The organism is Acidovorax delafieldii, assembly GCF_007993815.1.
GTDB classification, from domain to species: Bacteria; Pseudomonadota; Gammaproteobacteria; order Burkholderiales; family Burkholderiaceae_C; genus Acidovorax; species Acidovorax delafieldii.
Map to the genome: position 1 here is coordinate 74,633 of NZ_VJWE01000018.1, position 25,015 is coordinate 99,647.

The 25,015-nt window shown below is 58.0% G+C and carries 24 protein-coding genes and 1 pseudogene; 12 read left to right on the plus strand and 13 right to left on the minus strand.

Annotated elements, in window-relative coordinates:
- Nucleotides 1–198 precede the first annotated feature (198 nt).
- Nucleotides 199–873: a YagK/YfjJ domain-containing protein gene (locus ATF69_RS21185; protein ID WP_158641500.1), complete on the minus strand. Its 675-nt coding sequence runs from the start codon at nt 871–873 to the stop codon at nt 199–201.
- A gap of 760 nt (nt 874–1,633) precedes the next feature.
- Here ATF69_RS21185 and ATF69_RS21190 point away from each other — a divergent pair.
- Nucleotides 1,634–2,587 (plus strand): hypothetical protein, encoded by a 954-nt coding sequence (locus tag ATF69_RS21190; protein WP_146872181.1) that lies wholly within the window; start codon nt 1,634–1,636, stop codon nt 2,585–2,587.
- A 69-nt stretch (nt 2,588–2,656) separates the two neighbouring features.
- Here the strand turns inward: ATF69_RS21190 and ATF69_RS21195 are convergent, their stop codons facing one another.
- From ATF69_RS21195 to ATF69_RS21215, 4 genes and pseudogenes are all read right to left on the minus strand, one after another.
- Nucleotides 2,657–3,025, minus strand: coding sequence for an H-NS histone family protein (locus ATF69_RS21195; RefSeq protein WP_146872182.1), 369 nt, complete (start codon nt 3,023–3,025; stop codon nt 2,657–2,659).
- Nucleotides 3,026–3,226: 201 nt separating this feature from the next.
- A pseudogene (locus ATF69_RS21200) lies at nt 3,227–4,772 on the minus strand (YfjI family protein).
- 69 nt (nt 4,773–4,841) lie between these two features.
- Nucleotides 4,842–5,096 (minus strand): helix-turn-helix transcriptional regulator, encoded by a 255-nt coding sequence (locus ATF69_RS21210; RefSeq protein WP_146872185.1) that lies wholly within the window; start codon nt 5,094–5,096, stop codon nt 4,842–4,844.
- 923 nt (nt 5,097–6,019) lie between these two features.
- Nucleotides 6,020–7,285: a hypothetical protein gene (locus tag ATF69_RS21215; RefSeq protein WP_146872186.1), complete on the minus strand. Its 1,266-nt coding sequence runs from the start codon at nt 7,283–7,285 to the stop codon at nt 6,020–6,022.
- 197 nt (nt 7,286–7,482) lie between these two features.
- Between ATF69_RS21215 and ATF69_RS21220 the strand changes: the two genes are divergently transcribed.
- Entirely contained in the window at nt 7,483–7,833 is a 351-nt protein-coding gene (locus ATF69_RS21220) for a hypothetical protein (RefSeq protein ID WP_146872187.1), read from the plus strand.
- Nucleotides 7,834–8,084: 251 nt separating this feature from the next.
- On the opposite strand, the gene ATF69_RS23115 is transcribed toward ATF69_RS21220, so the two are convergent.
- Entirely contained in the window at nt 8,085–8,486 is a 402-nt protein-coding gene (locus ATF69_RS23115; RefSeq protein WP_158641501.1) for a hypothetical protein, read from the minus strand.
- Nucleotides 8,487–8,696: 210 nt separating this feature from the next.
- Here ATF69_RS23115 and ATF69_RS21230 point away from each other — a divergent pair, with 210 nt between their 5' ends.
- From ATF69_RS21230 to ATF69_RS21240, 3 genes are all read left to right on the plus strand, one after another.
- Entirely contained in the window at nt 8,697–9,698 is a 1,002-nt protein-coding gene (locus tag ATF69_RS21230; protein ID WP_146872189.1) for a DUF932 domain-containing protein, read from the plus strand.
- A gap of 184 nt (nt 9,699–9,882) precedes the next feature.
- Complete coding sequence (locus ATF69_RS21235) at nt 9,883–10,896, plus strand: YqaJ viral recombinase family nuclease (protein ID WP_146872190.1); 1,014 nt, start codon at nt 9,883–9,885, stop codon at nt 10,894–10,896.
- A gap of 146 nt (nt 10,897–11,042) precedes the next feature.
- A complete protein-coding gene (locus tag ATF69_RS21240) occupies nt 11,043–12,023 on the plus strand; it encodes a recombination directionality factor (protein ID WP_146872286.1) in 981 nt (326 codons plus the stop codon).
- Nucleotides 12,024–12,778: 755 nt separating this feature from the next.
- Here the strand turns inward: ATF69_RS21240 and ATF69_RS21245 are convergent.
- Together ATF69_RS21245 and ATF69_RS21250 are read right to left on the minus strand one after the other, a co-directional pair.
- Nucleotides 12,779–13,054, minus strand: a complete 276-nt coding sequence (locus ATF69_RS21245; RefSeq protein WP_146872191.1) for an H-NS histone family protein — start codon at nt 13,052–13,054, stop codon at nt 12,779–12,781.
- Nucleotides 13,055–13,154: 100 nt separating this feature from the next.
- Nucleotides 13,155–13,388, minus strand: coding sequence for a hypothetical protein (locus ATF69_RS21250; RefSeq protein WP_124511455.1), 234 nt, complete (start codon nt 13,386–13,388; stop codon nt 13,155–13,157).
- Between the two features lie 278 nt (nt 13,389–13,666).
- Between ATF69_RS21250 and ATF69_RS21255 the strand changes: the two genes are divergently transcribed.
- Nucleotides 13,667–14,551: a hypothetical protein gene (locus ATF69_RS21255; protein ID WP_146872192.1), complete on the plus strand. Its 885-nt coding sequence runs from the start codon at nt 13,667–13,669 to the stop codon at nt 14,549–14,551.
- A gap of 86 nt (nt 14,552–14,637) precedes the next feature.
- Here the strand turns inward: ATF69_RS21255 and ATF69_RS21260 are convergent, their stop codons facing one another.
- Nucleotides 14,638–14,889 (minus strand): helix-turn-helix domain-containing protein, encoded by a 252-nt coding sequence (locus ATF69_RS21260; protein ID WP_146872193.1) that lies wholly within the window; start codon nt 14,887–14,889, stop codon nt 14,638–14,640.
- A 113-nt stretch (nt 14,890–15,002) separates the two neighbouring features.
- Between ATF69_RS21260 and ATF69_RS21265 the strand changes: the two genes are divergently transcribed.
- The 5 genes from ATF69_RS21265 to ATF69_RS21280 all read left to right on the plus strand — a co-directional run bounded on the left by ATF69_RS21265 (nt 15,003) and on the right by ATF69_RS21280 (nt 17,597).
- Nucleotides 15,003–15,224: a hypothetical protein gene (locus tag ATF69_RS21265; protein WP_146872194.1), complete on the plus strand. Its 222-nt coding sequence runs from the start codon at nt 15,003–15,005 to the stop codon at nt 15,222–15,224.
- Between the two features lie 22 nt (nt 15,225–15,246).
- Complete coding sequence (locus ATF69_RS23445) at nt 15,247–15,381, plus strand: hypothetical protein (protein WP_280179011.1); 135 nt, start codon at nt 15,247–15,249, stop codon at nt 15,379–15,381.
- 162 nt (nt 15,382–15,543) lie between these two features.
- Nucleotides 15,544–15,789: a hypothetical protein gene (locus ATF69_RS21270; RefSeq protein WP_146872195.1), complete on the plus strand. Its 246-nt coding sequence runs from the start codon at nt 15,544–15,546 to the stop codon at nt 15,787–15,789.
- Nucleotides 15,790–16,002: 213 nt separating this feature from the next.
- Nucleotides 16,003–16,242 (plus strand): hypothetical protein, encoded by a 240-nt coding sequence (locus ATF69_RS21275; RefSeq protein ID WP_146872196.1) that lies wholly within the window; start codon nt 16,003–16,005, stop codon nt 16,240–16,242.
- A gap of 89 nt (nt 16,243–16,331) precedes the next feature.
- Entirely contained in the window at nt 16,332–17,597 is a 1,266-nt protein-coding gene (locus ATF69_RS21280) for an IS256 family transposase (RefSeq protein WP_146872197.1), read from the plus strand.
- A 537-nt stretch (nt 17,598–18,134) separates the two neighbouring features.
- Here ATF69_RS21280 and iteS read toward each other — a convergent pair.
- The 4 genes from iteS to ATF69_RS21300 all read right to left on the minus strand — a co-directional run bounded on the left by iteS (nt 18,135) and on the right by ATF69_RS21300 (nt 23,961).
- Entirely contained in the window at nt 18,135–20,441 is a 2,307-nt protein-coding gene (gene iteS, locus ATF69_RS21285) for a S8 family anti-phage peptidase IteS (RefSeq protein ID WP_146872198.1), read from the minus strand.
- On the minus strand, nt 20,389–21,576 hold the full coding sequence (iteA, locus tag ATF69_RS21290; protein WP_244303783.1) for an anti-phage ATPase IteA: 1,188 nt from the start codon (nt 21,574–21,576) through the stop codon (nt 20,389–20,391). The genes iteS and iteA overlap by 53 nt, the downstream gene beginning before the upstream one ends.
- Before the next feature lie 619 nt (nt 21,577–22,195).
- Nucleotides 22,196–23,494 carry a Y-family DNA polymerase gene (locus ATF69_RS21295; RefSeq protein WP_146872199.1) on the minus strand — a complete coding sequence of 433 codons (1,299 nt, stop codon included), beginning with the start codon at nt 23,492–23,494 and terminating at the stop codon, nt 22,196–22,198.
- Between the two features lie 20 nt (nt 23,495–23,514).
- Nucleotides 23,515–23,961: a LexA family protein gene (locus tag ATF69_RS21300; protein WP_146872200.1), complete on the minus strand. Its 447-nt coding sequence runs from the start codon at nt 23,959–23,961 to the stop codon at nt 23,515–23,517.
- Nucleotides 23,962–23,997: 36 nt separating this feature from the next.
- Between ATF69_RS21300 and ATF69_RS21305 the strand changes: the two genes are divergently transcribed.
- On the plus strand, nt 23,998–24,741 hold the full coding sequence (locus tag ATF69_RS21305) for an SOS response-associated peptidase (protein WP_146872201.1): 744 nt from the start codon (nt 23,998–24,000) through the stop codon (nt 24,739–24,741).
- The last annotated feature ends 274 nt before the right edge of the window (nt 24,742–25,015 follow it).

Here is a 25,015-nt window from a genome sequence, read left to right on the forward strand (position 1 = left end):
CTTGAACTGGCTTCAAGGCGCAACACGTGTCAGGAGCCAACGTATTGGTGTTCTCCATCTCCATCCAAAAAAATGGCCCACCGCTCCGAACGTCCGATGAGAGTTCGTCAGCGGACTTCCATGGTGGCTGGACGAGCGACCGCAACCGCTGCACTGCAGTCCATCACCCGCAAAGCGGCGCGTCTCTATCACCTCCATCTAAACACGCGCAGGAGGCAACACGAGTCCTGTCCTGAGCACTCGGCCCAACTGCGGCATAGCCACCCTCACGAGCAGGTCTCGTTTGGCCAGATAGTCAGCAACCCGTTGGAACCCCGCAATCGTTGCATCATCAAGTCCGCTGAAAACGCCAACACCGCAGTAAGTAAAACGAGACTTGTATGTTGGCTCGTTGCAGTTGTGGTACAGCCCCGCTCCCTTCGTCACTTTGTTCTTCCACAGCTCCCCGATGAGTCGAGCGATCGTCACATCCTGGCGAACTTTCGATCCATTAAAGAGCAGCATCAGATGCATGTGCGGGCCCTTTCGTACCCCGTACTCAATCTTGGCGGCATAGCCAAGAAAGCTCGTTTCAAAACCCTCCTTGATGGCGTCCAACAGATCACTCCAGTGGTCTAGGATTTCGTGTCTTGAATCGACTTGGGCTGCGTATTGTTTACCGTAGCCCACATCGAGTCTGATCACCATGAGCTTGGGGTATCTTCTTTTGAACGCGAGCATTCGTTTGACCAATGCCCCACAGGCACGTTCCCGCTCTCGTCGCGCGTTGTCAATTTTTGATCTGCCGAACCAGCTCCCATACACAACCATTAGCCCGTCAAGGATCTCCATTGCCAGAGTCAGTGCCGCACCACTCGACAAATGCTCAGTCATGCTTCTTCCAATTAAGACTGGCGGAAGCGCCCGATCCAGGCATGCGATGTGCGGATCGCTCTTTCCGAGTCGAACCCACTCGATCACCTCAGAGAGAGCCATACCCTCTAGAAGAGCTGCTAGCTTCTGGGCTCTTCGCACACGAGCATGAGGAGCCATAGAGAGCTTTTTCTTACCTCTTCCAATCGGGCAAGTGGATTGCAATGCCGATTGCAATTGCGTCATCCATACAAGCGATCCCTTGTCTACAGTGACCAAGCAATCTGATGTTTCGCTCACTCCACCAACATGTGAGTCCAATAGGTCTACAAACATTTCACTTACTCCATTGCTCATTCATTCGAATGAATATTGATTTGCCATTTCCAAGTCAACTACACTCACTGTACAGAAGAGAGATGAGAGACTTATCCGATATCGAACAATAGCCTTATGAGAGGTATCTCAGCACTGAGAGACTGACCTTATAGAGCAGTCAATAGATAACACAGATACCACATCACCTATCACCTATCACATATCACATATCACATAACATATACTCCACCCATAAAAACTATCTACGCAATAAAAACCCCCAGCATATCCCGACGCTTTAGGCAAAAAAATTGAATTTAACTCATACAAATCGCATCTGAGTTACATCCGTTCGAAACCCGCTTTACGCACCCACAAGGCCTCTTGTCGAGATGCCCAGAGCTATTAACGAATCACAGAAGGCTGAGATGGTGTTCAGCCAATCATTCAATTAAACCCAGTCATGTTCTTTCGCCAACTCGACAACAGCGACTCCATTGCCAGGCCTTTCAAAAACTCCTCACCACGACTAGTGGAAGTACTGGCATGGGTACACGAAAGGTCACTACTCCTATCCCACGACTTCGAATCAAAGAAGTGGACCTATGCTGAGGCGATTGACGTTCTCCAAAAGATACTTTTTGATGGAGTGCCATTGCCTCCTTTTCTCTTCCTGCAAGAGAAGAGTTCAGAGCGCAATGAACAAAACCCGGCAGTCGCTCTGAACGGATACCGATTACTCAATCTTCTCTATCAGGTTTTCTATCGAAGGTCACCGATAGACTGCATCGAAAGAGAGGGAGAGGGAGAGAAATCCATCGGCTTTCTCGCACTCGACTTGAAACATTGGAGGCAAAACAACCAGCGCTTTACCGGTGGCTCTATTGTTGATATCCCATTCCTTCCGGACTCAGAACTAGAACCTACGTACAGCAGCAAACTAATTCCGGAGGAGGCAAGCTACCTGATTAGGCAAGGCCTTTTCCCATTACGAGCTCTTTGCCACCCAGGTGATCTATTGGCATGGCAGGTTGCGATGAAAGACTACTTGGAGTTGCGATCGCTTTTTGGCTACAAAAAAGACTTCTCATCTGGAGATTTCTCTCCTTGGGAGCCTCGGGATTCGCACAATTCCGACCATTCAGACCCACAGGTTATTGCCAACGATTCCAAGCAGCCGCACTTGAATGAGAACGGATTCGCAAGAGTGGACCTTCAGAACGATAGTGTTATTGGCAACTACTCGAAGCGGATCGCACTCATGGGCGACATGCTTGAATTGGTAGAGATCCGCACCAAGCAATGGATGGCCTTTCAGCAATACGAGCTCAATGTCGTCTGGGTCGCGTCTAGAGAAGTAGCAGCATCCATGCAACCATGGGAGCCGTTCGAAATCAAAGACGAAAGTGACAGGTGACGCTCAAACGCAAGCCCCCTCTAAAGGAGGCATTGCGATGGCTTTTTCGGGGGGTGTGGTTCACCAAGCTCAGCTGATGAGGCACGCATCTGGGCCGTGCTGCATCAACCAATTGGGGCGCTTCCCATGGCCCGTCCAAATCTTTCCAGTTGTCGGATCACGGTAACTGCGGCGGGTAGTTGACCCAACCTTCTGAAATGAATTCGAGGGTGTCGGAAGCGGCAACACCTCTTTCAGGTCTTCAGCCGTTAGCTGATACCTCTCAATGCACTGAGCGACTACTTTGAGTCCTTCCGCGACCATTGCTCTGCGTAGATTGGACAGCTTGTCATCCACATTTCGCTTCTCTTCAGCGACGGCCAAGTATTGGTCCAACACAGATTGCTTGGGCGGGTTGGATTGAGCCGTGTGGGCTGCCAACATTTTTTCAATTGTCATTTTGATCCTCTTTCTCAATCAGTTTTTTCGGGGAAGGCGATCTTTGCGGGCAGGGCGGAGGCCATATTTGTGACTTTTTTTGACGGAGGGGGCCTGCAAACCTGCTGAACTAGCGGGTTTGCAGGGGGGTCTCCTATCAAATCGAAGCCACTTTCGTGATGGTGTTGACCGCCACCGATCCGCGGCAAGATTCACGGTGACTTAAAACGACGGCCGGTAGCCCGTGAACGGCCCAAGCTGGCCAGGTTGCTGGAAGCCAAGGCCATTCGGCAAACTGGAGATTTGAGGTTCGTGCTGCGCCATGGAAAATGAATGGACCAAGGGCCTGAAGTACTCCCGCACCAATTGGATACGGGCGCCGCCCTTAACGCGCTCTTCAGTCAAGGCACCCTGGCGCACCAAATAGTCGATGGCTGCGTCAAAGCGCTTTGGCAAGCGCGATGCATTCGGCCCATAAGTACGGAGTTGACTCCTTGGAAAACTGCTCATCCGAAACCAGCCGTGCGCATTGATTTGCTCCACCAGAAAGTTCTGAAGCTTAATTGCGTCCTCAAACGCATGCGAGTACTGGTTCGGCTCACCAAAGAGTCGCTTGTACTCCTCCAAGTGCCATCGCATGAGAGAGATTGCATCGTGCATCGTGCCCTCGTCGATGTCACCATCGAGCTGAAAGAAACAATGCATCACACCGGCCATTCGGGTTGCAATCTCGACTGCCTTCGATGCCTGATCACGAACATCCGCATAAGCGCCGTCCGGACGCAGACTCAACTCCATTTCAGCGGCAAACTGTTGCCGCAGACGAGTAGCCCCGGCTGTCAGTCGAAGAAGCCGTCGAGTCACATCAGGGTCCCGAAGAATCTCATTGCTGCGGGTTTCACCCTCATGTCTAAGACGCTGAAATCGCCTGACTGCCGAGTGAGACCTGTTGGGACTATGCCCCCCCACTCCTCGGTATCCTTGCGTGCTCTCCACATAAGCCCACACGCCTCTGCAAGCAAATCCCGATTCGCGCGCCATGTAGTGATTCTTCTCAAAGAAGCGCCGGAACGGCTCCGGTTGAATCGCGAGAAAGACCACAACCCTTGGGTTTTCGACAACGATGGATCCGCTACTCAATCGATCATGGTTTAAGGTGGTTCCATCCCACGTCTTATTCCACACGGCAAGGTGTGCGAGCGTTTGACCGCCGGTAACAGTCCCCCCCTCGTCGGCCATGACGATAGCGGTGCCACCAGATGATGCAAGCCCCTCCAAAAAGGCGGCTGTGGTCGTATCGCCAAATTCGCGAAGACCTGGCATAAATGGCTTGGGGCGTAATCCGACATGTAATCGGTACTGCTCCTGAAGCAGCTTGGCCTTTTCGTCACAAGAGGTCTTAGTGATCTTTTTCAGGAGGCGCTTGCATTCGGCCGCCCAAGCTGCTTGTTCCGGGCTTTTAGGCTTCATGGTTGGTCTCCTCGATCTTCTTCATCAAGATCTTCGTGACCGTGGTCTTGCGCTCTCCTTTGTCCGCAACTACTGCCACGATCAGGCTACAGGGTGTTGCCTCACCGGTCAGTCCTTCCACGTCGACCTGGGCTTGTGTCACTGACGCCATGACGGCCATCATTGCGCTGCCGATGAGCGGCGCAGGCGCTTGGGTCATGTCCATGACATCGTTAAAGATTTCGTTCAATTCTTGGTTAGCGAAGGCACCGAATGGATAAGCCTTCGTGTGCTCTGACTTGGGTGGAATAAAAAACATTTGTTGTCTCTGTGTGGGTCTATCGATGGGGGACTTTTGTCCCCCCGCTGGTTGAGTAGAAAAAAGAAGCTAGCTGTGGGCACCTCCTTTTCTGACCGGCTGTCGCGACAAAGCAACCTGCTTTGCCAGCCAAACCCGGACTTCCTCCTCGATCCAGTAGTTGCCCCTGCCCATTCCCAACTTGATCGGCCGTGGGAAGTCGGGATCGAAGTACGGGCCTTTCGCATTGAGCGCGTTGTGGATGGAAGCTGGGCACTTGTGCGTCAGTTGCTGGACCGTCTTGCGGTCAATGAGCGTGCCTTCAAAAGCAGGAGAGTGGTTCATGGTGTCTTCCGTGTTGGGAAGACTGAACTTTCCTTTTTTGATTTCTTGGGTTCTATTGCTTTCTCACGCGAAAACAATAGAAGTTGTCACTCACTTTTTATAAAAACGCAGAAAAATGGGGCAATTTTTTGTGGCACAGCTTCACGATTTCGAATTCAGGGCCTCTTTTTGGGCGCAATTTGCGCGTGCAGAAGCCTATTGCTGAATAGCTTTAAAACAGCTGTTTTGACCACCTACGACAGGAGGCAGCGCAGTCGAAGCGCGCTCACAATGGCCCTAGAGGCAGTCGATAGAGGTGCCTGCACTGGGCACTTGATGGGAGTGCATCGATTGCAGTGGTGTGTGAGAAATGCCAGTGAATGACACGGATCGCTAGCCCAAGCGAAGGTCATAGAGCAAACCTTTGTCGCAATGGCTATCGCTTTGCAACCAAAAGCGCCGACTGCACTGTGTTTGCGAACGCGCCAATGATGAGAGGCGCCAGCGCAAAGATCTAGCCGTGTCTCAGCAGCAGACACAGGAGCGCTCTGCGCGTGAGAGCGCCAAGGGCGCAATTGATGCCCCCATAACCGAACCTTGTCGCCACTTGTCGCGACAGGACGTTGGAGCCTTACCTAACGAACGGAGAGAAGCGCTTCTCGGAACGCCACTCCCCAACTCTGCTTGGGAACAAGGATCAACGCACCCGGAGAAGACTTTGCCGGAGGAGAAGCCAACAATTGACTGAAGCAGGTACCGTTTGAGCCCGAGTCCGAGTCAGTGAGAGCCGAAAGCCCAAGAGACACACTCAAAAACGAGGTTGGTTGAGTCAGTGCGCACTACCTCGTCTACTCCCGAAACCACGCTCGGCCCCCATCGAGAACATTGGGCGCGATTGGTGCGCGAAGCCGAGCTAAATCGACTTGCACCTTTCGGCCCTTCACCTATGGAACAAAGAATTGCTTACCTGCTTTGGTTGGTTTAGGCCCGGTTGTCGCATCATGAAGCGCAAGTATTTTTTTAATGACCGGCATGTTGTTCGCTGAGATGCCGAGATCTATAAAGCTCTTATCTAGCACCGAGGCACTAACAGGGGAGTCCTGACCAATATATTCCGCAGCCACGGAAATAATGATAAGCAGACCTTTGCTCACCTGCAAATCATCAAGCTGCTTCATTATCCTCGTTCGAGCCAGATGGGTCCCGAGCCTTTTTCTATTTCCTTCGGCAAATACACTTTTTGCAATCAACACATGAAATAACTTGTGTTTGTAATTTGCGGAAAACTCCATTGCAGAGAAGCATCTCTCCTTGAATAAATATTCGTCAAAACGCTCAAAAGTTCTTGGTCCTTTCGGATAACGCACCATAAAACCGCAGTACACCTTGACCAACTCTCGAAGGCCAGCTCCACGATCCACTGTAAAGTGCGATATCGAAGCAGTTTTCTTTTGATAAAGCAAATTTAGCAGTTCATCGACTAATTGGATAACCTGCTGCGCCCATGGCTCGTCAAATGAAATCCGTCGGTTCGCTTCTTCCTGTTGTTGAGACGTTGGTGATTTACTCCCGCTCTTTGTCAAGAAATTATGGCGATCTCTGGGGAAGCGAGGGTACCGGCCGGTTGAATCGTAACCAGCATACCCCATCCACCTCGCTAGATCGGGACCCGAAACCAGAAGATGTGATTTTTTAATGACATAAAAATCGAGCGAATATTTTTCATCCAGACGAATGATCGGACTAATGAAGCAACCAGTGGCCTCATAGGTAGGATCTCTCCATCGAGCCTCATCCTCAACGCTCTTGAAATCTGAATGAAACTCAGGTGCTGGAGCAGAGCGCCTGAAATCCCAGAAACGCTGTTGCCATGACACTCCGGATTGCTTTATTGCCCTCAGGACTTCAGATCCGACACGCAACTGAAAAGCGGCGCCGTAATAATTCAAACTGTACCCAGAGAAATTTCCATCTTCGGTCGCCAGAGCACCAAAATCATCGTGTTTGAACGCATCTAACGCACGCCTTGAGGAATTGAGATAAGTTGCCGCCAGTGGGGCACCAATAGGCACTTCGATGTAGATCCAAATATCGAAGCGGATCGCCTCATCGATGAATTTTGACGGGTCAATGTCAAGAAAACTTGCAGCCTCTTCGACAGTTACTGCCGACATCTTTTCCGCTGCGTCTACCGTAAAGCTGCTTTTCATTTCTAGGGTTCTGGTGCTATTCGTCGAATTCTTAAGAATCAGTGAAGGAATTACGAGCGACCGTTAAGAACAACGTGCTCAATGCAATCCGATCACTTCTCTCAGCATGTTAGCCCCAATACTGTGAGTGGTTCACAGTAGACCGGGGCCACTCCGCTTGTTCAATGACAACGGTCCCCGCGACCCGTGGAGTTCCCATGCCATCCAGAATCCCCGTCCATATCGACGGCCAAGACTTTCCCAGCATCAACAAAGCCAGCCTCTTCTACCGAGAGATCCTGCACCGCCATCAGCCTGGCCAATCGATCTCTGATCCCGATCAGCACGAGATCAGGCGCCTGATTCAGAGCGCCCAGCAAACCCCTCAGCATCCAGCATCTGATGCACAGATCCGCGTGATCCAGGGCAAGTACGGCCGCCATTGCTTTGCCGTCCGCGATAAGGAACGGTCCTTGCAGACCATCTCCATCGTGCGTTCCGTGCGGCAATGCGTTTGCACCAAAGAGGTACCTTCATCAAACGCCCAGTCGCAGCCCTTCGTGGCTTGACTCCTTTTGGCAGAGTCCTTGGAAGGCCGCATTTGGGCCTGAGGAGATCTCCTTTCCTTCGATCCTAAATTTCTTCAGTCACATATCACCCCTGTGACCTGACCAACGTCTGCCCCTTGGCAGTCGCACAACGCCCATAAAGCCCGGCACGCTCATCTCGAGCTGCCGGGCTTTATGCCGTCATGGTCGGAGTTTGCTGTCTTTCTGCTGGTCTGCTCTCCGGTCTACCGGCCCTCTTCAGCCCCGTGTGTTCACGCACCCGGGGCTTTTGCTTTGGTGCTGCCGGTTGGTCTTTCTGTCTCGGTTCCCTGGTTCTTCAACCCGCATGTTCTTTCAAGGAGATTTCCATGCTCACCTGTCCCCAATGCCAATCCCCACGATTGGAATCCCGCGACCTCGGTCGCAATACCGGTTGTGCCGTCGGTGCTCTCGCAGGCGCTGCCAGCGGTGCAGCGAGTGCACTGCGCGGCGCCCGACTGGGCGCTACTTTCGGCGCATTCGCCGGTCCTGCAGGGTCCGTCCTTGGCGGTCTCGCCGGTGCCGCCCTCGGTGGCCTGGTGGGCGGCGCAATCGGTTGCGAAGTCGGCAGCAAGATCGGTGAAGCCGTCGATCAGAACTGCCTCGCCAACTACCGCTGCCTGGAGTGCGGACATACCTTTAGCCCTCCACGCGACTGAGGTGCATGGACGGTACTCGTCCTGCTGACTCCTCGGCCCCGCGCGTCCTTTCTCTCTTCCTCTCTCACCCCCCTCCCCTGGTTCCGTGCCCTTGCTGTGCGCTCTTCGGAGTCCGCAGTGGCGCAGCCGTGGGTGGGTGTTTCTTTCTCTTCTATCTCTTTCTTCAATTTCACAAGGAGTATTTCAATGGCACATCTCGTTCAAACCATGGCCTATGTCGGTGAGACCCCTTGGCACAACCTGGGTCAGCAACTGCCCGCCAAACAACCCATCGATGTCTGGGCCCGTGAAGCGGGCATGGACTGGACCATCCGTGAGACCCCGGTGCGCTACATGGCCACGGAATCTGCTTCTGCAGCCGGTACGTCATCTTCCGTTTCAGACCTCTATGGCGAACCCATGGAGTTCCCCGATCAGAAGGTGCTGTACCGCAGCGATACCAAGGCCCCTCTCTCGGTGGTCAGTGCCCGCTACCAGGTGGTGCAGCCCAAGCAGGTGCTGGAGTTCTATCGGGATCTGACGGAAGTCTCTGGTTATGAACTGGAGACCGCCGGGGTTCTGAAGGCCGGGCGCAAGTTCTGGGCCCTGGCCCGTACCGGCAAGTCCTCGGCGCTCAAGGGCAACGATGTGGTCAATGGCTATCTGCTGCTGGCCACTTCCTGCGATGGGACGCTGGCCACCACGGCCACACCGACTACCGTTCGGGTGGTCTGCAACAACACGCTGTCTATTGCCCTGTCCGGAACATCGAGTGCGATCAAGGTGCCCCACAGCACCAGCTTTGATGCGCAGGCGGTCAAGAAGCAGTTGGGCATTGCGGTCTCGCAATGGGACGGTTTCATGTACAGGATGAAGACCCTGTCCGAGCGCAAGGTCAAGAGCCATGAGTCCATGAACTACTTCCTCAAGGTGCTGTGCCAGACCGATGGGCATGCGGATGCGTCGGCAGGTCTGACCAATGAACGCGCGCTCAAGAAGGTGCAGGCCATGTACGAGGGACAGGGCCGGGGCGCGGAGTTGGCTGCTGCGAAGGGCACGGCCTGGGGCCTGCTCTGCGCCGTCACCGAGTTCGTAGACCACGAGCGCCGGGCGCGCAGTCAGGAGTACAGGCTGGACAGTGCCTGGTTTGGCCAGGGGGCGACCCTCAAGCAGCGGGCACTGGAGCAGGCGTTGCAGTTGGCGTCGTGAGTTCGGGGCGAGGTTTTTTACAGAGAGAGTTCTTCTTCGTCTGGGTAGCCTTCTCTGCTATCGCTTCACTATTTCCACGCGGCATAGGCCCCGGCTCCTTTGAGAACCGGGGCTTTTTGCTTTATGGGGTGTGAGGAGTGACGTGCGAGACGGCTTTCATTCATTTCACATTCAAGGAGTCAGCATGGTTCAACCTGTTGTTTCACCGGTGGGAACTTCCTCCACCAAACCCCGCCCTGCCCTTCGGCTGGTCAAGACCCAAGACCTGGATCGCGATCAGTGGTTGCAGGTGCGCAAGGGTGGTATCGGCAGTTCAGATGCGGCAGCGGCCGTGGGGCTCAACCCCTACCAGTCGCAGCTGGAACTGTGGATGGAGAAGACCGGTCGTGCTCCCACCGCCCCACCAGGGGATGGGGGTGCGGATGATCTGAGTCCGATGTACTGGGGATCTCTCCTGGAGCCCATCGTGGCGGCGCACTACACCCGCCGCACAGGCAATCGGGTGCGGCGTATCAATGCGGTGTTGCAGCATCCCGAGCACCCATGGATGTTGGCCAACATCGACCGGGAGGTCCTTGGGGCACCCGATGTCCAGTTGCTGGAATGCAAGACCGCAGGCATTCAAGGCGCCTGGCTCTGGCGGGATGGGGTGCCGGAGTATGTGCAGTTGCAGGTGCAGCACCAGTTGGCCGTGACGGGCAAACAGGCTGCAGACGTGGCTGTGCTGCTCGGGGGGCAGGAGCTGCAGATTTTCCGGATCGAGCGGGATGAGGAGTTGATCACCCAGCTCATTACCCTGGAGCGGGAGTTCTGGGGCTATGTGGAGCGGGGCCAGGCGCCGCCTGCCGATGGGTCGGATTCGGCAGACCGGGCTTTGCGGGCGCTCTATCCCCGGGACACCGGCTTCACCCTGAACCTCAAACATGACCTGGTGATGGGAGCGGTGTTTTCTGACCTGTTGGCGGTGCGGGAGGTGTTGGCGACCAACACGGCTCTGGAAGCACAACTTAAGCAAACCATTCAGCAGCGCATGGGGGATTCGAGCCGGGCGGTGTTTGAGAACGGGGAGGTCAGCTTCAAACGCAGCCGGGATGGGACGCAGCTCGATACGGCGCGGCTGGCCAAGGAGCAGCCGGAGATCGTGAAGGCCTACACAGTGCCCAAACCTGGGAGTCGGAGGTTCTTGGTGCAGACCTGAAGTGGGCTATCGAAGACATCTTGGCCATCTGCACCAACAGCTTCATTCATTTCAATTCATTCAGGCATCCCCAGACGGGCTTCATCGGTGACGGTGAGGCCCGTTGTGTTTTGGGGAGTGTTTTCACAATCAACAAGGAGATTCACATGCTCAAAGGTTTGGCTTTGACACCGCCCGTGATCGGGCGCATTGCAATTGGACGGGTAGTCGAGAAGGCGGGACGACGTCTTCCCGAGAAGGACGATGAGTTCACGCTGACCAGCCAGGTTCAGAACAAGGAGGGGTGGGTTCCCCATCCGGTGGATGCCCAGTTGCGCAAGGATCCAGGGGCCAAGCTGCGCAGCATTCCGGTGCGGTTGCTGTTTGACGATCCGAGCCTGAGCCTCAGGGCGAACTACACGATGTTTGACCGGGCCACCGGAAGGCCTCTGTGTATAGGGGATGGGGAGAGCTGCAAACGAGTGACCATGTCGGGAATGCAGTCCCTGCCCTGCCCTTCGCCTGCGGTGTGTCCGCTCGCCCAGGATGGGAACTGCAAGCCGTATGGTCGGCTGCATGTGCGGGTGGAAGCAGAGGGGAGTATCGAAGCAGGTATGGAGGGTATGGCTGGCGACGAGTTGGGCAGCTTTGTGTTCAGGACCACCGGGTTCAACAGCATCCGGACCCTCTCAGCTCGGCTGCGGTATCTGTTTGCGGTGTCGGGTGGCCTGCTAGCCGGGTTGCCTCTGGAGCTCCGGTTGCGGGGCAAGTCCACGACGCTGTCGCACCGCACGCCGATCTACTACGTGGATCTGACGCTGAGAGCGGGAAGCAGCCTGGCCCAGGTCGTCGCTTTGGCACGGCAGGAGCGGGAGCAGCAGGCGGCGTTGGGGCTGGATCAGGCAGCACTGGATGAAGCGGCGCGGCAGGGTTTGGCGCTGGGTGAGTTCGAGGAGTCGGAAGAGGAAGGTGTAGAGGTCGTCGAGGAGTTCTATCCAGATGCGGGTGCGGATGGAGATAGCGATGGTGGAGCAGAGCAAGCACCTGCGCCGATCTCGCTGCGCGGCAAGCTACATCGCAAGCAGGAGGCAATGGGCGTGCGTGCCACCGCAACAGGTGATCCAGGGGCTTCCCATGCGGGCACCTGAAGGGCTGGTTCGGCGCTATGCGATGGGACTGGTGATGGAAACGGTGCCGTGTTATCGATACGGTCCAGATGCAGAACCATGTGCCAAGGTCCTTCCCGGGATCCTGGTGAGGCATCGAGCACCACCCCATCGCACGGGGGCAGTGGTACTGCAGCAGGCGGTGGCCTTGCTCACTGGCCAGCGGGTGGCAGTACCCACGGTGACCAGAGCGGCCGGGGTGTTGCGCCATGCGCAGCAGCTTCTGCCGGGGTTTCATGCTCAGCTCGTCTGGGAGCAGGCGCCTTCGGACTTGCTGGCGTTGTGTCACGACATGGTTCACCGGGGTGGCCTGGTGCTGTTGCTATGGCAGTCGATTGCCAGGGAGTTGCGGGGCGTTCCTCGCAGGCCCTGCCCTCCTCCTCAATGGATGTTGGTAGTGGGGGTGGAGGGACCTTGGAGTCCGGTGGGCGATGGATCAGGCAATGCAGTGTGCACGGGGGCCGCAGGGCTTCTGATCCTGAATACCCAAGTGCATCCCGGGTGGGGATTGGGGCACAACCAGTGTCTGGTTCCGGGGGCCTATCCATTCCACGAGGCGGCTGTACGGGTGGCGGAGTGTCGTAGCGTGTGGTCGGCGCGTACGTTGGAGGGCAACCTGGACTGCGGGATCGTCCTCTCGGCGATCGCGCTGTCTCCCGGCAAGGCCCAGGGCGCCCGGTGATCTTGCGGGATGTCAGGCAGTGTCTGCGCATTGCCTGGCTCTCTTGCGATGCCGATCAGGCAATCACAAAGGGCGTGCGGTCCTTGCCTGCAATCCACTGGGGCGGCTTACCTCGGCCGGACCAGGTGGCACCGGTGTCGGGGTCCCGGTACTTGGCAGCGACCTTCTTGGGCTGGGGCTTCCAAGGGAAGACTTGCTGGGCGGTGAAGCCGAATTCCTGAACGAGTTGCAGGACGGTTTGGAGGGCCTGTTCGGACTCGGCCTTCTTGGCGTTGGCGATTTGTTCGTCGAGAAGTGTTTTCTGGGCGAGGAGTTCTGCGTAGCTGGACATGAGGGTGCGTTGGGAGTGAGTGCTGGGGTGTTGTGATTGGGTCCAAGGAGGACCTTTTAGGCACAGGAAGCACTCTACGCGAACCGGAGCCCAGGAATGCTCAGTTGGCAGTTGCAACGGGGGGAGTCGTGGCGTCTTGGGTGTCGCCCTGGCGCCATACCTGCAGGTTGGCGTATTCCCGGCCGCAACCGGTGCAACGCAGGGCTTCGGTGTAGCGCATGACTCCGGCGTCATCGCGTGCGAGCACGCGGTGGTAGCTGGTGGCCCGGCAGTAGCCGCAGCAGTTCCTGGCGGTGGACGGGTTCATCGAGATGGAGGCGCTCAGGTTCTTCACTCAGGGGATCTGTTCTTGGTGGGGGGTTTCGTTCCGTGCGCTTGGGATCGTACCAAGGCAACGGAGTTTGTGCAGGTCCACGGGGGGAGCTGGTCACGGGCAGGGATGTTCTCGCTCCATATGGAACATCTCACACGGTAGCGGCTGAGCTGCGGCAAAGATCTCGCAGCCACTTCCCCATCCCTGCCCGTTCAGCAATCGGTCAACCGATGGTCTTTGGTTGGCGTTCAATTGATGCATTTGCATCACATATCATTTACCAACAGAGAGGGAGTTTTATGCAATCCATGAGAGGAAGCTTGCGGCTTACGCGCAGCCTGGTGGCGGGTTCGTTGGTGGCGCTGGGTGTGGCAGGCGTGCTGGCCGGTTGCCAACGCAAGGAGGCCGAGGCGCCGGAGTTGCCGGTGCAGACGGTTTCCGGGTTCCTGGAGATCGCAGGGGTGCTGGATCGCCGGGGTGAGCAGGGGGCGGTGTTCGAGGTCAGCCCGGAGACGGGGGATCTCGTGGCGTTTGTGTTCGATCCAAAGAGTGCTCTGGGACTGCGGCTTTTGTCGCAGTGTGTGCAGAACATGCCGTGTCTGGTGGAGGGGGTACGGGCCAGACCACTGGATAGCCAGGCACCAGCCACGAAGGTGTTGACTGAACTGGGGTTCAGTGTGTCTCCGTCGGCTTGGCTGGGGATGATCGATGCAGGCCCTGCCCGGGTGGAGTCGGCGCTCGAGGAGCCTGAGAAGCAGGTCAAGACCCGGTTTGGGGTGGTGGCTGTGCAGGAAGGGGATTCTTCGGTTGTTTTGAACGGGCAGACTGTTCTACCCGCTCAGGAAGAGCCTGTGAGCATCGTGCGTAATGCCCCGGTGGGTGCAGAGGATGTGCTGTTGCTCCAAAGCGGATCGGGGACCGCCTGCCCTGCCCTGTTCCAGATGCTGGTGGTGTCTGCGCAGGGGGTACAGGTGTCTCCGAAGTTTGGGTCCTGCTCGGACCGGGTGTTTGCGGTAGTCGAGGAGAAGCCCAATCAGGCTCCCAGGCTGTCCATCCGGATGCTGGGGTTTGCCGGGCCGTTCGAGCCAGAGGAAGAGCAGCGCAAGGCGGCTCAGAAGCTGGTGGAGTTTGTCTACCAGCGGGGGGCGCTCACGCAGGATGGGAAGCCGGTGACTTCGCAATGAAGGGGCTGGGCTCCTATCTCTTGTCCGCAGGATCAAACCTTGGCGGGGGTCTTTCGGACGGCCTTGCGCGCTGGCTTGATCGCTTGCTATGGGGGTTTGAGCAGGGTCCAGGGCTCTACCCCCAGGGCCTGCGCCAGGCGCTCGATGTTGGCCAGGGCGATGTTCCAGCGGCAGCGCTCTACGGCAGAGACGTAGGTGCGGTCGAGTTCGCATTCGTGGGCAAGACGCTCTTGGGACCAACCTTTTTCTACACGCAGTAGCCGAATCCAGTACGCGAGGACTTCGCGCACATTGCCCGAGTCGGGCAGATGGGTCGGGGGCGTGGGTTTGGCAGACACCGCAGGAGGATGCGGTTTTGCCTTCTTTGCATCTACGGAGTTTGCTTCACTTATGAAGCTCCTCCATGTAGGAATGGGGATTTTTTAGTGCTTCAACTTTAGGAGGAATTGCCATGAAGCGGGTTTCTTGGGGTCGTTGGGTGTTGGTGGGGTATTTCTTGATCGGGCTGCTGTATGCGGTGTATGCGAACAACTGGGGGGATGAGCCCTACCGGAGTTTTGCGTACCACCTGGGTCAGGGGCTGGTGTGGCCGGTGGTGGTCTTGCCGGGTCTGGGCAAGTTCATTGGGGGCTTGCTGATCGTGGCCATGGTGGCGTTTGTGATGGCCAGTTGAGAACCAGCAAGGAGCGAGTGCCATGGCTTTCTTGGCTCAGCTGATTCTGGGTGGGTTGATGGTCTATCTGTTCTTTGCCTCGCTGGGCTTCTGGTTTGGGCTGGGAGTGATCGTGCTTTGGCTGCTGATTGGGATGGCCAATAGTGGCAAGCGGTGAGGGGCTTTGAGCGGGTAGGCAAAACGACGAGCGCGCCTGGGAGACCGGGTAGGCGCTTTTTTGACACAAGGAGGGGTTATGCGATTGGGAATGACGGGGACGAGGCTAGTGGGTCTGCAAAGCAGGGTCCGTGGGCCCAGGAGTGCAATCACAGCTGTCACCTTGGGTGCCGCACTGGCTTTGGCCGGGTGTTCTGGCTCCAAGACCGAACGGATGATGGTCAAGGGCTGTACCGATGGGGGTAACAGCAAGAAGACCTGTCAGTGCGCGGTGGACAAGATGGGCGAGCGCTACGACCTCAAGAACCTGGATGAGTTTGCGGAGAGCCGGGGTGGGATTCCGCTGCAGACCCTGCAGGCGGATTTTGTGAAGGCTTTGGTCGAGTGTGTGCAGAAACATGGGCGCTGAGGACGCGCAGAAAGGAGATACGCGATGAAGGCAGTGAGGAATAACCAAGTACAAGGTCTTGGACTGGAAGCGCTCTCTGGGCACTTTCGGAGAGTCAGCCGCCCTCCCCTACGGTTGGCAGTCGGCCTTTTGTGTGCGGTGCTGGTGCAAGGCGCATGGGCGCAGTCACCGCAGCCACAGACATCAGCCTGCGTACGGCCACTGAGCAAGGAGGTGAAGAACCGTACGGTGTTTGTGGGCACGCGTGTGTATGACACGGCTGTACCGCACGAGGACACCAAGCCCAAGATGATCCTGATGAAAGGGTTCACCTTGCGGGTGGTGGGACGGTTTCAGGAGTGGGTGCAGTTGATGGGAGTCAATGACAAGGAGTTCGGTCCGGACTCGACCCTCGGGTGGGTTCACGAGTCGGAGCTCGTCAAGGTGAACATGGAGTTGTGCAGGCTGGGGTGAAGCCTGGCGAATGTGGCGTTGGCCACCACTGTGAAAGAGCCTGTCAGATGTTTTGTGTGTGAGGCATAGCATGTCAACAAGGAGCATGAATGCCACGCAAGACGAAGACAACCGCAGCAGCGGACAAGGCGGCGCAGCCGCAATTCTCAGCCGCAGCGCTTGAGCAACTGATCCCCGGGCCGGTGACGCCAGCCGAGCTTGAGGGCATCTTCCAGCAGTTCAAGAAGGCCGTATTGGAGCGCGCACTGGGCGCCGAGATGAGTCACCACCTGGGCTACGCGCCCGGTCAGGCCAAACCCGAAGGGGCTACCACCAATCACCGCAATGGCAAGAGCGCCAAGACCGTTCTCACCGATGTCGGCGCTTTGCGCATCGACGTCCCCCGCGATCGCGAGGGCACCTTCGAGCCGCAACTCATTGGCAAGCATGAGCGCCGCTTTACGGGCTTTGATGACAAGATCATCGCCATGTACGCGCGCGGCATGACGGTGCGCGAGATCCAGGGCTTTCTTTCCGAGATGTACTCGGTGGACGTCTCGCCCGACCTCATCAGCAGCGTCACTGACGCCGTGATGAGCGAGGTCACGGCCTGGCAGAGTCGCCCGCTGGAGTCGATGTACCCGGTCGTGTTCTTTGACGCGCTGCGGGTCAAGATCCGCGAGGAAGCCGTGGTTCGCTCCAAGGCCGTTTACCTGGCCCTGGGCGTACTACCCGATGGCAGCCGCGACATCCTGGGCATCTGGATCGAAAACACCGAAGGAGCCAAGTTCTGGATGAAGGTCTTCAACGACCTGAAGACGCGCGGAGTCCATGACATCCTGATCGCCGTCACCGACGGGCTCAAGGGCATGCCAGAGGCGCTGGGCGCAGTGTTCCCGGCCACGACGCTGCAGACCTGCATCGTGCATCTGATCCGGGGCAGCCTGGACTTTGCGTCATGGAAGGACCGCAAGAGCCTGGCCACGGCCATCAAGCCGATCTACACGGCGGTGAGCGCCGAGGCCGCTGAGGCCGAGCTGACTGCGTTTGAAGCCGGGCCCTGGGGCCAGAAGTTCCCCACTGTCGTGGGCGCCTGGCGCAGGGTCTGGGACAAGGTCATACCGTTCTTTGCCTTCCCGCCCGAGGTGCGCCGCGTGATCTACACGACCAACGCGATTGAGAGCGTGAATGCGAGGCTGCGCAAGATCATCAAAACCCGAGGGCACTTCCCCAGCGACGATGCAGCCACCAAGCTGATCTGGCTGGCACTGCGCAACATCACCGAAGACTGGGGGCGGGCTGCCAACAACTGGAAGTCAGCAATGAACCAATTTGCGATCCTCTACGAGGACCGGTTCACGAAATCGAGCACGTAAGATATTCATTCACCTTCGCCAAATCGGTGAAGGCTCAGTGAGCCTCACACACGGAAACTCGGACAGGCCCCTGTGAAAGGGGACTGGGCTGGGGCCTGGTCCCCTTTATGTTGTGGTTCCTTTTTTGGTCCAAGCAGATGTGAACGCGGCTTGCGTGCGGCATTCGGGCTAGTCGCATCCATAAAGCAAGGACACCCAGTGACGTGATTTGTTTGGATGGGATGATACGAATGAGTGCAGCTGAGCAAATGGCCTATACGGCTACTTCAGGCTGATCGGAGTCACTCAAGGTCGGCGGCTGGAGTGACTGCTTTGACTACTACCACCCCCCTCGACATTCTGGAGTAGGAGTTGAAAATGCCCAACAGGCAACTTCCGCCTTCCTAGGCCGCAATTTTTTCGCACCTCATCAATCAGAACAACAGTACGGGGTATATGAGAACGCCATCGTTGACGTTCCATGTATAGGTGGCAACGTTTCACCATCGACGGTCCCTCAATGTCAGTAGTACTTGGCTCCGCTTGCGCGCTGGTAAATCAGACATGGATAGGCACATGCACAGGCAGGTTGGTGCGCACCCAGTTGGAGGCGTTAAGGGCCTGGATGCCCTGAGTGTGGACATTGGGGTTTCCGTCCAGTGCACGCAAGGTCACGATAATGGCTACGCGCATGGTCTCGTCTGGCTTCAGCTCGAAAGCACGCTGCACCATCTTGGCCTGCAGCGCCCAGGTGTCACCGCCCTGTATGCCTTCGGCAAACACCTTTCGTTGAGTCTTCACGGGTGCCCACTTGCCACCGTGCTCCACCTGCTGGATCTCCAAGCCCGTCGTTCCTTTTTCGCCTTCCCAAGGCACGCGCCCTTTGAAGCTGTCTCCCTCCAGAAAGCCCCAGTTCAGCTCTAGGTTGGCGCGCACGTACTCGGCCCCGAAATTGCCATTGAGCGGCGGCGCATATGCGGCGGTGATAATGACCTCGCCGCGAAACTTGCCTCCCGGCAGCAGTGCATTTGGCACCGGGTATGGCGCCTTACGCCAGCGCATGCGCCCTGGGGTGAGATGGGCTTCAAAGGCCAGCGTAAAGCTGTCGTCACGGTCGTACAGCACGTCCAGCACATTTTTCGGTAGGCCCGATCCATAGTACTTGCGCTCAATAGGGGTGAATTCGGGGCTGGTGATCTGCGCCGCATGGATGAGCAGCGCCTTCACCAAGTGCGGAGAAGGGGGTAGTGCCGCATTGTTTTGCAAGGCCGCCCAGGTGTGCGCTGCCATGGCAGACGCCAGCGGCGCGGCATAGCTGGTGCCATAGCCAAGCCCATAGGCATTGGCGGCTGTCAGCACCCCGGTGCTGGCCGGGCCTGCTTGCCAAGGTTCTGCCGGGTCGCCAGTGTGGTGCGCATTGCCACCAAAGTGAACAATATCCGGCTTGGACGTGAACACCGGGCCCATGCCACGCCTACTGTAGGGTGCGGGCTCCAAGGCTTTTACCACCGTGTCGTCGGCATCTGCGTGGGCTAGCGACCCCACGGTTAGTGCGCGCACCGAGTCGGCGGGGCTCGAAATGCGGTCCTCGCCCCCCGCCAGCTCCATGGGCCAGGCGCGTCGTGGATCCTTCAAATGGTTGCCGGCCGCCACGACAAATAGCACTTGGAAGCGGTCGCTAAGCTCGTCCAGCTTTTGGGCAAAGTCGCTGAATTGCTGTTCGGCACAGGGTATCTCTCCACCGAGGGACAAGTTCCACACCTTCACATCTGGCCGGTTGGTCACTGCGGCCTCCAAGTCAACCATCAGGTCACTGATTCTTGACTTGCTGGACTTCAGTCCGGGCACGTTGTGCACCAGGCATGGGTAGTGGGGAAAGTTCGGGTTCAGTGCGCCACCTCCCGCCACCAGCGAGGCCACGTTGCTGCCATGTTCAAAGTCTGTGTCTGGTGGCAGTACGTAGGTGTCGGTGCTGGCCACCCACGGCTGCAGGGTGGCATGGCCTGGTGCCACACCGGTGTCAAACACCGCCACCGTGGGCAGACCTGCCGGTGGTGGCGGGAAGTGAAAGGTGGCGGGTATCGCCGTGGCCGGAGTGCCGGTGGCCACAGCGCTCACCAGTGGGTCGGCACTCAGGGTGCGTACCGCTGGGTGCTCCAGCACCGCGTCCAAGCGTTCATCGTCCACAGCGTCCAGGTCTGGAAGTACCAGAACCTCAGACATGCCCAGCCGCACAGTACGCACCGTAACGTTCATATGCGCAAGCAGTTCGAGCACAGATGCGCGGGTTCGCAGGTTGGTTTCGCTGTCGTGAAAATAGTGCGGTCGTAGAAGGGCTCGGCCACGTTGGCGCAGGATTAGCGTCCCTTCTGGGTTGCGTCTAGCACGGCCCCAGGGTTCAATGCGCAGCAGTGTGCTCAGGTTGGCCTTGAACTTGCCAGCGGGGCCATCTGCAATCAGTTGGCGCAGTGTGGTCAGCGCTGCACTACTCGCGCCCACCAGCATTTCGTCAATGTCGGCGTGCCCCGCTGGTTGCAGGCCGGCGGCTTTCAGCAGGTTTAGGGGGCGGTGGCTTTTGGCAATACCGAGTTCCCGCAGCCGAAGTATCAAGCCGGCGGGCAGGCTTGGGTACCGTATCAGCGTGGGTGATAGTTCGGCACTGGTGGTCGCCAGGGTTTCGTTTAGCTCTGCGCAAAAGGCCTGATCTACAGGCACCAGTTCTTTGCTGGGGCCGCTGCCCCCGCCATGCCCCTGTAGATCGGTCGCCGCGTGCGAAATGACGATGAACGGGTTTTCAATGCTGGCGGAGAGGTTATTGGGGTTGCCGTTTCTTCTTTCCTGGTTGCGCTTTTTCTTTGATGCCATCCCTCGGTCCTTTGTTTTCGTTTAAGGTGTTTTGAACCTGCCGCATAGACAGGTTGTACAAGGCAACTAGCGCACGCAAAGTAAAGTGCTTAGGCGCCCATACTCTGAGCCAACGAATTTCCTGTTCTGTGGTGGTCAGCCGTTCGCCCTTGGCAAGTGCCAGTGTCAGACCCAGCCTACGCAGCAAGTCGAGTTTTTGTGCATTCGCTTGGCCGGCCAGCACTGCTTTGCGTTTGGCGTCTTGGCTCACGTGCTCTATGGTGGCTCCAGTAGCGCCATCGGACAGTGCGGCCAGCTCCGACCAATCCAAGTCTTCAGGGGCAAAGCGGCCCAGTAGTTTGCGCCACAGCGCTTCACGCAGTGCGGCGTCGGGCAGTGGCAAGGGGATATGGAAGGGAAAGCGTCGGTCAATAGCCGGGTCCAGCAGTTGCTCGTGGTTAGTAGAGGCCACAAGCACAGTGCTGTCCGGCAATGCGTCCATGTTCTGCAGCAAGGCGATAACCACACGCTGCAATTCGCCTACGTCGCGCTCGTTGCCGCGAGCACCTGCTAGGGCGTCAAATTCATCCAAAAAAAGCACGCAGGGCAACTGCTGCGCATAGTCAAACACACGGCGAAGATTGCGGCTGGTCTGGCCCAGCAGGCTGCTCACCAGCGTGTCGCAGCGAACAGTGAGCAATGGACGCTTCAGACGAGAGGCGATCCAACGAGCCGTCTGCGTCTTACCGGTACCGGGGGGGCCGTAGATCAGGATCCGGCTGGCCACGGAGGCACCGGCACTTTGCAGAGCGTCGTGATGCTCCACGCACTGGATGAACTCATGCAGCCGTGCCTCTATAGCATCTGGAAGCAGTACTTCGCTGTTATCCAGAGTGGGCTGACTGTAGTCTACGGTGTTGAGTCGGCTGTCGTTGTCAGTGGGCATTTGCCCTAACAAGTGGCCATGGCCCGCACCTTGGGCACTGGCCACGGCCATGGGGGCGCGGGCCAGCCGCTCACGAATCAGGCGAGCTTGTTGCTTCTCGCCATCACTCTCCAACTTGTCTGCCAGCAGCCCAGCATAGCTGGTGGCCATGCTGGAATTGGCCTTAAGAGCGCCGTCAAGAATTTTCAGGACTTCGGAGAGGTGTTGCACGTTCTGAAACAAAAAGAATAGAATTTATTTCAGTTTATCCTACTCCTGTTTCGGAAAATAAAGGTTCTGCACCGATTATTGGGCTTCTTGTTCCGTGGTTGCGCGTGGCCGCGTCATGGTTTCTGGACCGTCTGGTAGGTCTTGACGTTTGGATTCGTCGTAGGGTACGTCAGTAGTCCACAGCAGGGTAGAGCTCTCCAGCAAGCGACCAACCATGAAACTCCGGTAGCAGACCACGAAATCGGCGTCGGCTGTTTCTGAATTTTTGTATAGGCAGTTCGGACTGATGTTACGCAGAGCCTGATAGAACAGTTTAGGCCGCTTGCTTAGGCTCATATCGATGGCGTTGGTGGTGTAGGTGACTTTGCGGATGTGCGGTGGTAGTCGAAGAACGTGATGAGCCGGCCCCAGTTCCTGCGTCAGGACTGGTCGATGGGCAGGTACTGCTCGTCTCACTTGGTCCTGAACTCACCAGTTCACGCAATACCTGCTCTCCAATTGAGCTACGTGCGCGTGCGGCGAATGACTGCTAACCGTTGGTCACCTTGCTGTGGAAGCGCATTAGGGAACGGCGGCACCCGCTGCAGAGCCGACCTCAAGCGTGCGAGTGCCCCCACTCTCAGGCCCTAGCCACCGGCACATCCTCCCACCGCGTCGTGTACTGCGGCGTGCGCCTCTCCTGCTTCATCCCCCAGTCCTTGCCCTTGTTGCTGCCGCCCGTGGCACCCGAATGCACGGTGCCCTTGCCATACCGCTGGTTGAGAGCATCCAGCGCCACCATCAGCTGCGTGCGATCCCGGTGGTCTTCATCCTCCAGATCCAGCTCGCCCTGCAGCACGTTTCCGGGCATCAGGTCCAGCAACATCACCCCGGCCTTGGCCATCTTGTAGCCAGGCTCATACACGCGGCGCATGCCGGCAGCTGCCGCCCACACCAGCTTGCCGGTGTCGGCCGTAGGCCGGCGCAGGGGCACCACCACCGACTTGTTGAAGCGCGGGCCGGGGCGGAAGGGGGAGGTGTGGCAGAACACCAGCAGCTGGCTGGCCAGACTGCCTTGCTTGCGCAGCTTCTCGGCCGCACGGCTGGCGAACTCGCTCACAGCCTCCACCAGCGGCGGCAGCTCGGTCACCGCCTGGCCGAACGAGCGCGTGCAGGCAATCTCTCTCTTGGGCTCGGGCGCGTCATCCAGCTCGATGCACTGCATTCCCTGCAGCTCGCGCACTGTGCGCTCCAGCACCACGCTCCAGCGCCTGCGTACCATGGCCGGGTCCAGCCGGGCCAGGTCCAGGACGGTATGCACTCCACACTGATGCAGCTGCGCGCCGATCTTGCGGCCCACACCCCAGACTTCTTCCACCAGCGTGCTGGCCAGCACGTCGTCCAGGTCCTGGGCAGGAAGTGCGGTCAGGTTGCACACCTGGGCCAGCTCGGCGGGATAGCTCCCCGGTTTGCGCTCGGCCGTCTTGGCGATGTGGTTGGCCAGCTTCGCCAGCGTCTTAGTGTGACCAATGCCGATACCGCAGGGGATGCCCGCCCATTGGTGGATGCGCGCACGGATGGCGTGGCTGCGGGTGGTCAGGTCGCCCCGCATACCCTGCAGGCCGATGAACGACTCATCGATGCTGTAGATCTCCTGCGAGGGCCCCAGGCCCGCCGCCAGGCTCATCATCCGGTTGCTCATGTCGCCGTACAGGGTGAAGTTGGCACTCAAGGCCACCAGGCCGTGGGTCTCTTCCATGTGCCGTATCTGGAACCACGGCGCCCCCATCTTGATGCCCAGGGCCTTGGCCTCATTGCTGCGGGCGATGGCACAGCCGTCGTTGTTGCTGAGCACCACCACCGGGCGGCCGTTCAGGCTGGGGCGGAACACTCGCTCACAGCTCACGTAAAAATTGTTGCCATCCACCAGCGCATACATGCTGGCCTCCGTCCATCAGATCAGGTGAGAAACAACTTCACGCACCCACTCACCACGCCCCACACCTCAATGGTCTGGCTGTCGCGGGGAATGATGTCGGGATAGGTAGGGTTGGCCGCGCGCAGCTTGATGCGGCCGGCACGCTGGTGCAGAAACTTCACCGTGCATTCGCCGTCCACAATGGCCACGACGATGCTGTTGTGCTTGGGCTTGATCGCCCGGTCCACCGCGATGATGCTGCCGTCTTCAATGCCCGCATCGCGCATCGAGTCGCCCCGCACGCGCCAGAAGTAGGTAGCCTGGGGATGCTTCACCAAGAGCTTCATGATGTCCAGCCGCTCCACCACAAAGTCATCGGCAGGCGATGGAAACCCCGCACGCACGCTCACCCCACAGAGGGGCAAGGCGAGCGACTGCGCCGCCGTGTCGTACGGCACCGGTAGCGGGGAATTCCAAAGACTGTACATATTTACAGTATAGCTCCCTGCTGCCAGAATGTTGCCATGTGTACCTACTACGAGGTCCCGGGCCGTGAGCAGCTGGTGCTGCACTTCGGTGACGTTCCCGAGGAAGAGTGGCGCGACAAGATGAGCCCGCTGTACCGGGGACCGTTCCTGCGGGCCAAGGGCGAAGCTGGGCGAGAACTCGTGGTGGGACAGTGGGGCATGATCCCGCCACACTCCAAGACGCACATCCCCACCGGCAAGGACGGCAAACGCCTGAGCACCGTCAACGCTCGGCGCGAAGGGATGGCCAAGTCATGGACCTACGGCGGCCCCTGGCGCAAGGGGCAGCGCTGCATCATCCCGGCGCAGCGGTATGTCGAACCCTACTGGGGCACTGGCAAGCACATACCCTGGCAGTTTGAGCGCGCCGACGGCGAGCCTTGGGGCCTGGCAGGCCTGTGGAGCGATTGGACCGACCCGGCCACGGGCGAGGTGCTGCCCAGCTACACCATGATCACGCAGAACTGCGACGATGTGCCGGTGCTCAACCTCATGCACAGGCCCGACCCCAAGCGCGCGCCCGAGATGCAGGATAAACGCACTGTGGTGCCGCTGGAAAAGGGGGATTGGGATACCTGGCTGCACGGCACGATTGAGCAGGCGGAGGCGCTGGTCAAGGTGCCGCCACTGCAGCTGTTTGTGCACCGGGCGAAGGATCGGGCGCAGCAGGTAGCGTTATCGGTCGGGTCGGCGGGACGCATGAAAAAGCCCTCGCCCTTTGGCGAATTCAGCACCGCGTAACTTGGTAGACCAACTGCTTGAGTTGACTTGAAGCAGTTGCTGGACTTCCCGCGGTGGTGGCACTTTGCATTTGCATTTGCGGGTGCTGCTGCCATGGAGTGCATCAACTGAACCGCAGGGGTGGGCAGTCAGACCGTACTCCCTTTTGGGGCCTTTTCTGTTTGTAGACCCCATCTCTGCAAGCAGGTGTAAAACCCTGCGACATCCGAGCATTCGGCTCATGAGAGAGACATGAACGGTGCTCCAATCGGGCTCCGTTTTGTTCGACCCCAAT

Coding starts and splice junctions, on each gene's coding strand:
- ATF69_RS21185 (WP_158641500.1), bottom strand. CDS start 873: ATGACTGAGCATTTGTCGAGTGGTGCGGCACTGACTCTGGCAATGGAG.
- ATF69_RS21190 (WP_146872181.1), top strand. CDS start 1,634: ATGTTCTTTCGCCAACTCGACAACAGCGACTCCATTGCCAGGCCTTTC.
- ATF69_RS21195 (WP_146872182.1), bottom strand. CDS start 3,025: ATGACAATTGAAAAAATGTTGGCAGCCCACACGGCTCAATCCAACCCG.
- ATF69_RS21210 (WP_146872185.1), bottom strand. CDS start 5,096: ATGAACCACTCTCCTGCTTTTGAAGGCACGCTCATTGACCGCAAGACG.
- ATF69_RS21215 (WP_146872186.1), bottom strand. CDS start 7,285: ATGAAAAGCAGCTTTACGGTAGACGCAGCGGAAAAGATGTCGGCAGTA.
- ATF69_RS21220 (WP_146872187.1), top strand. CDS start 7,483: ATGCCATCCAGAATCCCCGTCCATATCGACGGCCAAGACTTTCCCAGC.
- ATF69_RS23115 (WP_158641501.1), bottom strand. CDS start 8,486: ATGTCCGCACTCCAGGCAGCGGTAGTTGGCGAGGCAGTTCTGATCGAC.
- ATF69_RS21230 (WP_146872189.1), top strand. CDS start 8,697: ATGGCACATCTCGTTCAAACCATGGCCTATGTCGGTGAGACCCCTTGG.
- ATF69_RS21235 (WP_146872190.1), top strand. CDS start 9,883: ATGGTTCAACCTGTTGTTTCACCGGTGGGAACTTCCTCCACCAAACCC.
- ATF69_RS21240 (WP_146872286.1), top strand. CDS start 11,043: ATGCTCAAAGGTTTGGCTTTGACACCGCCCGTGATCGGGCGCATTGCA.
- ATF69_RS21245 (WP_146872191.1), bottom strand. CDS start 13,054: ATGTCCAGCTACGCAGAACTCCTCGCCCAGAAAACACTTCTCGACGAA.
- ATF69_RS21255 (WP_146872192.1), top strand. CDS start 13,667: ATGCAATCCATGAGAGGAAGCTTGCGGCTTACGCGCAGCCTGGTGGCG.
- ATF69_RS21265 (WP_146872194.1), top strand. CDS start 15,003: ATGAAGCGGGTTTCTTGGGGTCGTTGGGTGTTGGTGGGGTATTTCTTG.
- ATF69_RS23445 (WP_280179011.1), top strand. CDS start 15,247: ATGGCTTTCTTGGCTCAGCTGATTCTGGGTGGGTTGATGGTCTATCTG.
- ATF69_RS21280 (WP_146872197.1), top strand. CDS start 16,332: ATGCCACGCAAGACGAAGACAACCGCAGCAGCGGACAAGGCGGCGCAG.
- iteS (WP_146872198.1), bottom strand. CDS start 20,441: ATGGCATCAAAGAAAAAGCGCAACCAGGAAAGAAGAAACGGCAACCCC.
- ATF69_RS21295 (WP_146872199.1), bottom strand. CDS start 23,494: ATGTATGCGCTGGTGGATGGCAACAATTTTTACGTGAGCTGTGAGCGA.
- ATF69_RS21300 (WP_146872200.1), bottom strand. CDS start 23,961: ATGTACAGTCTTTGGAATTCCCCGCTACCGGTGCCGTACGACACGGCG.
- ATF69_RS21305 (WP_146872201.1), top strand. CDS start 23,998: ATGTGTACCTACTACGAGGTCCCGGGCCGTGAGCAGCTGGTGCTGCAC.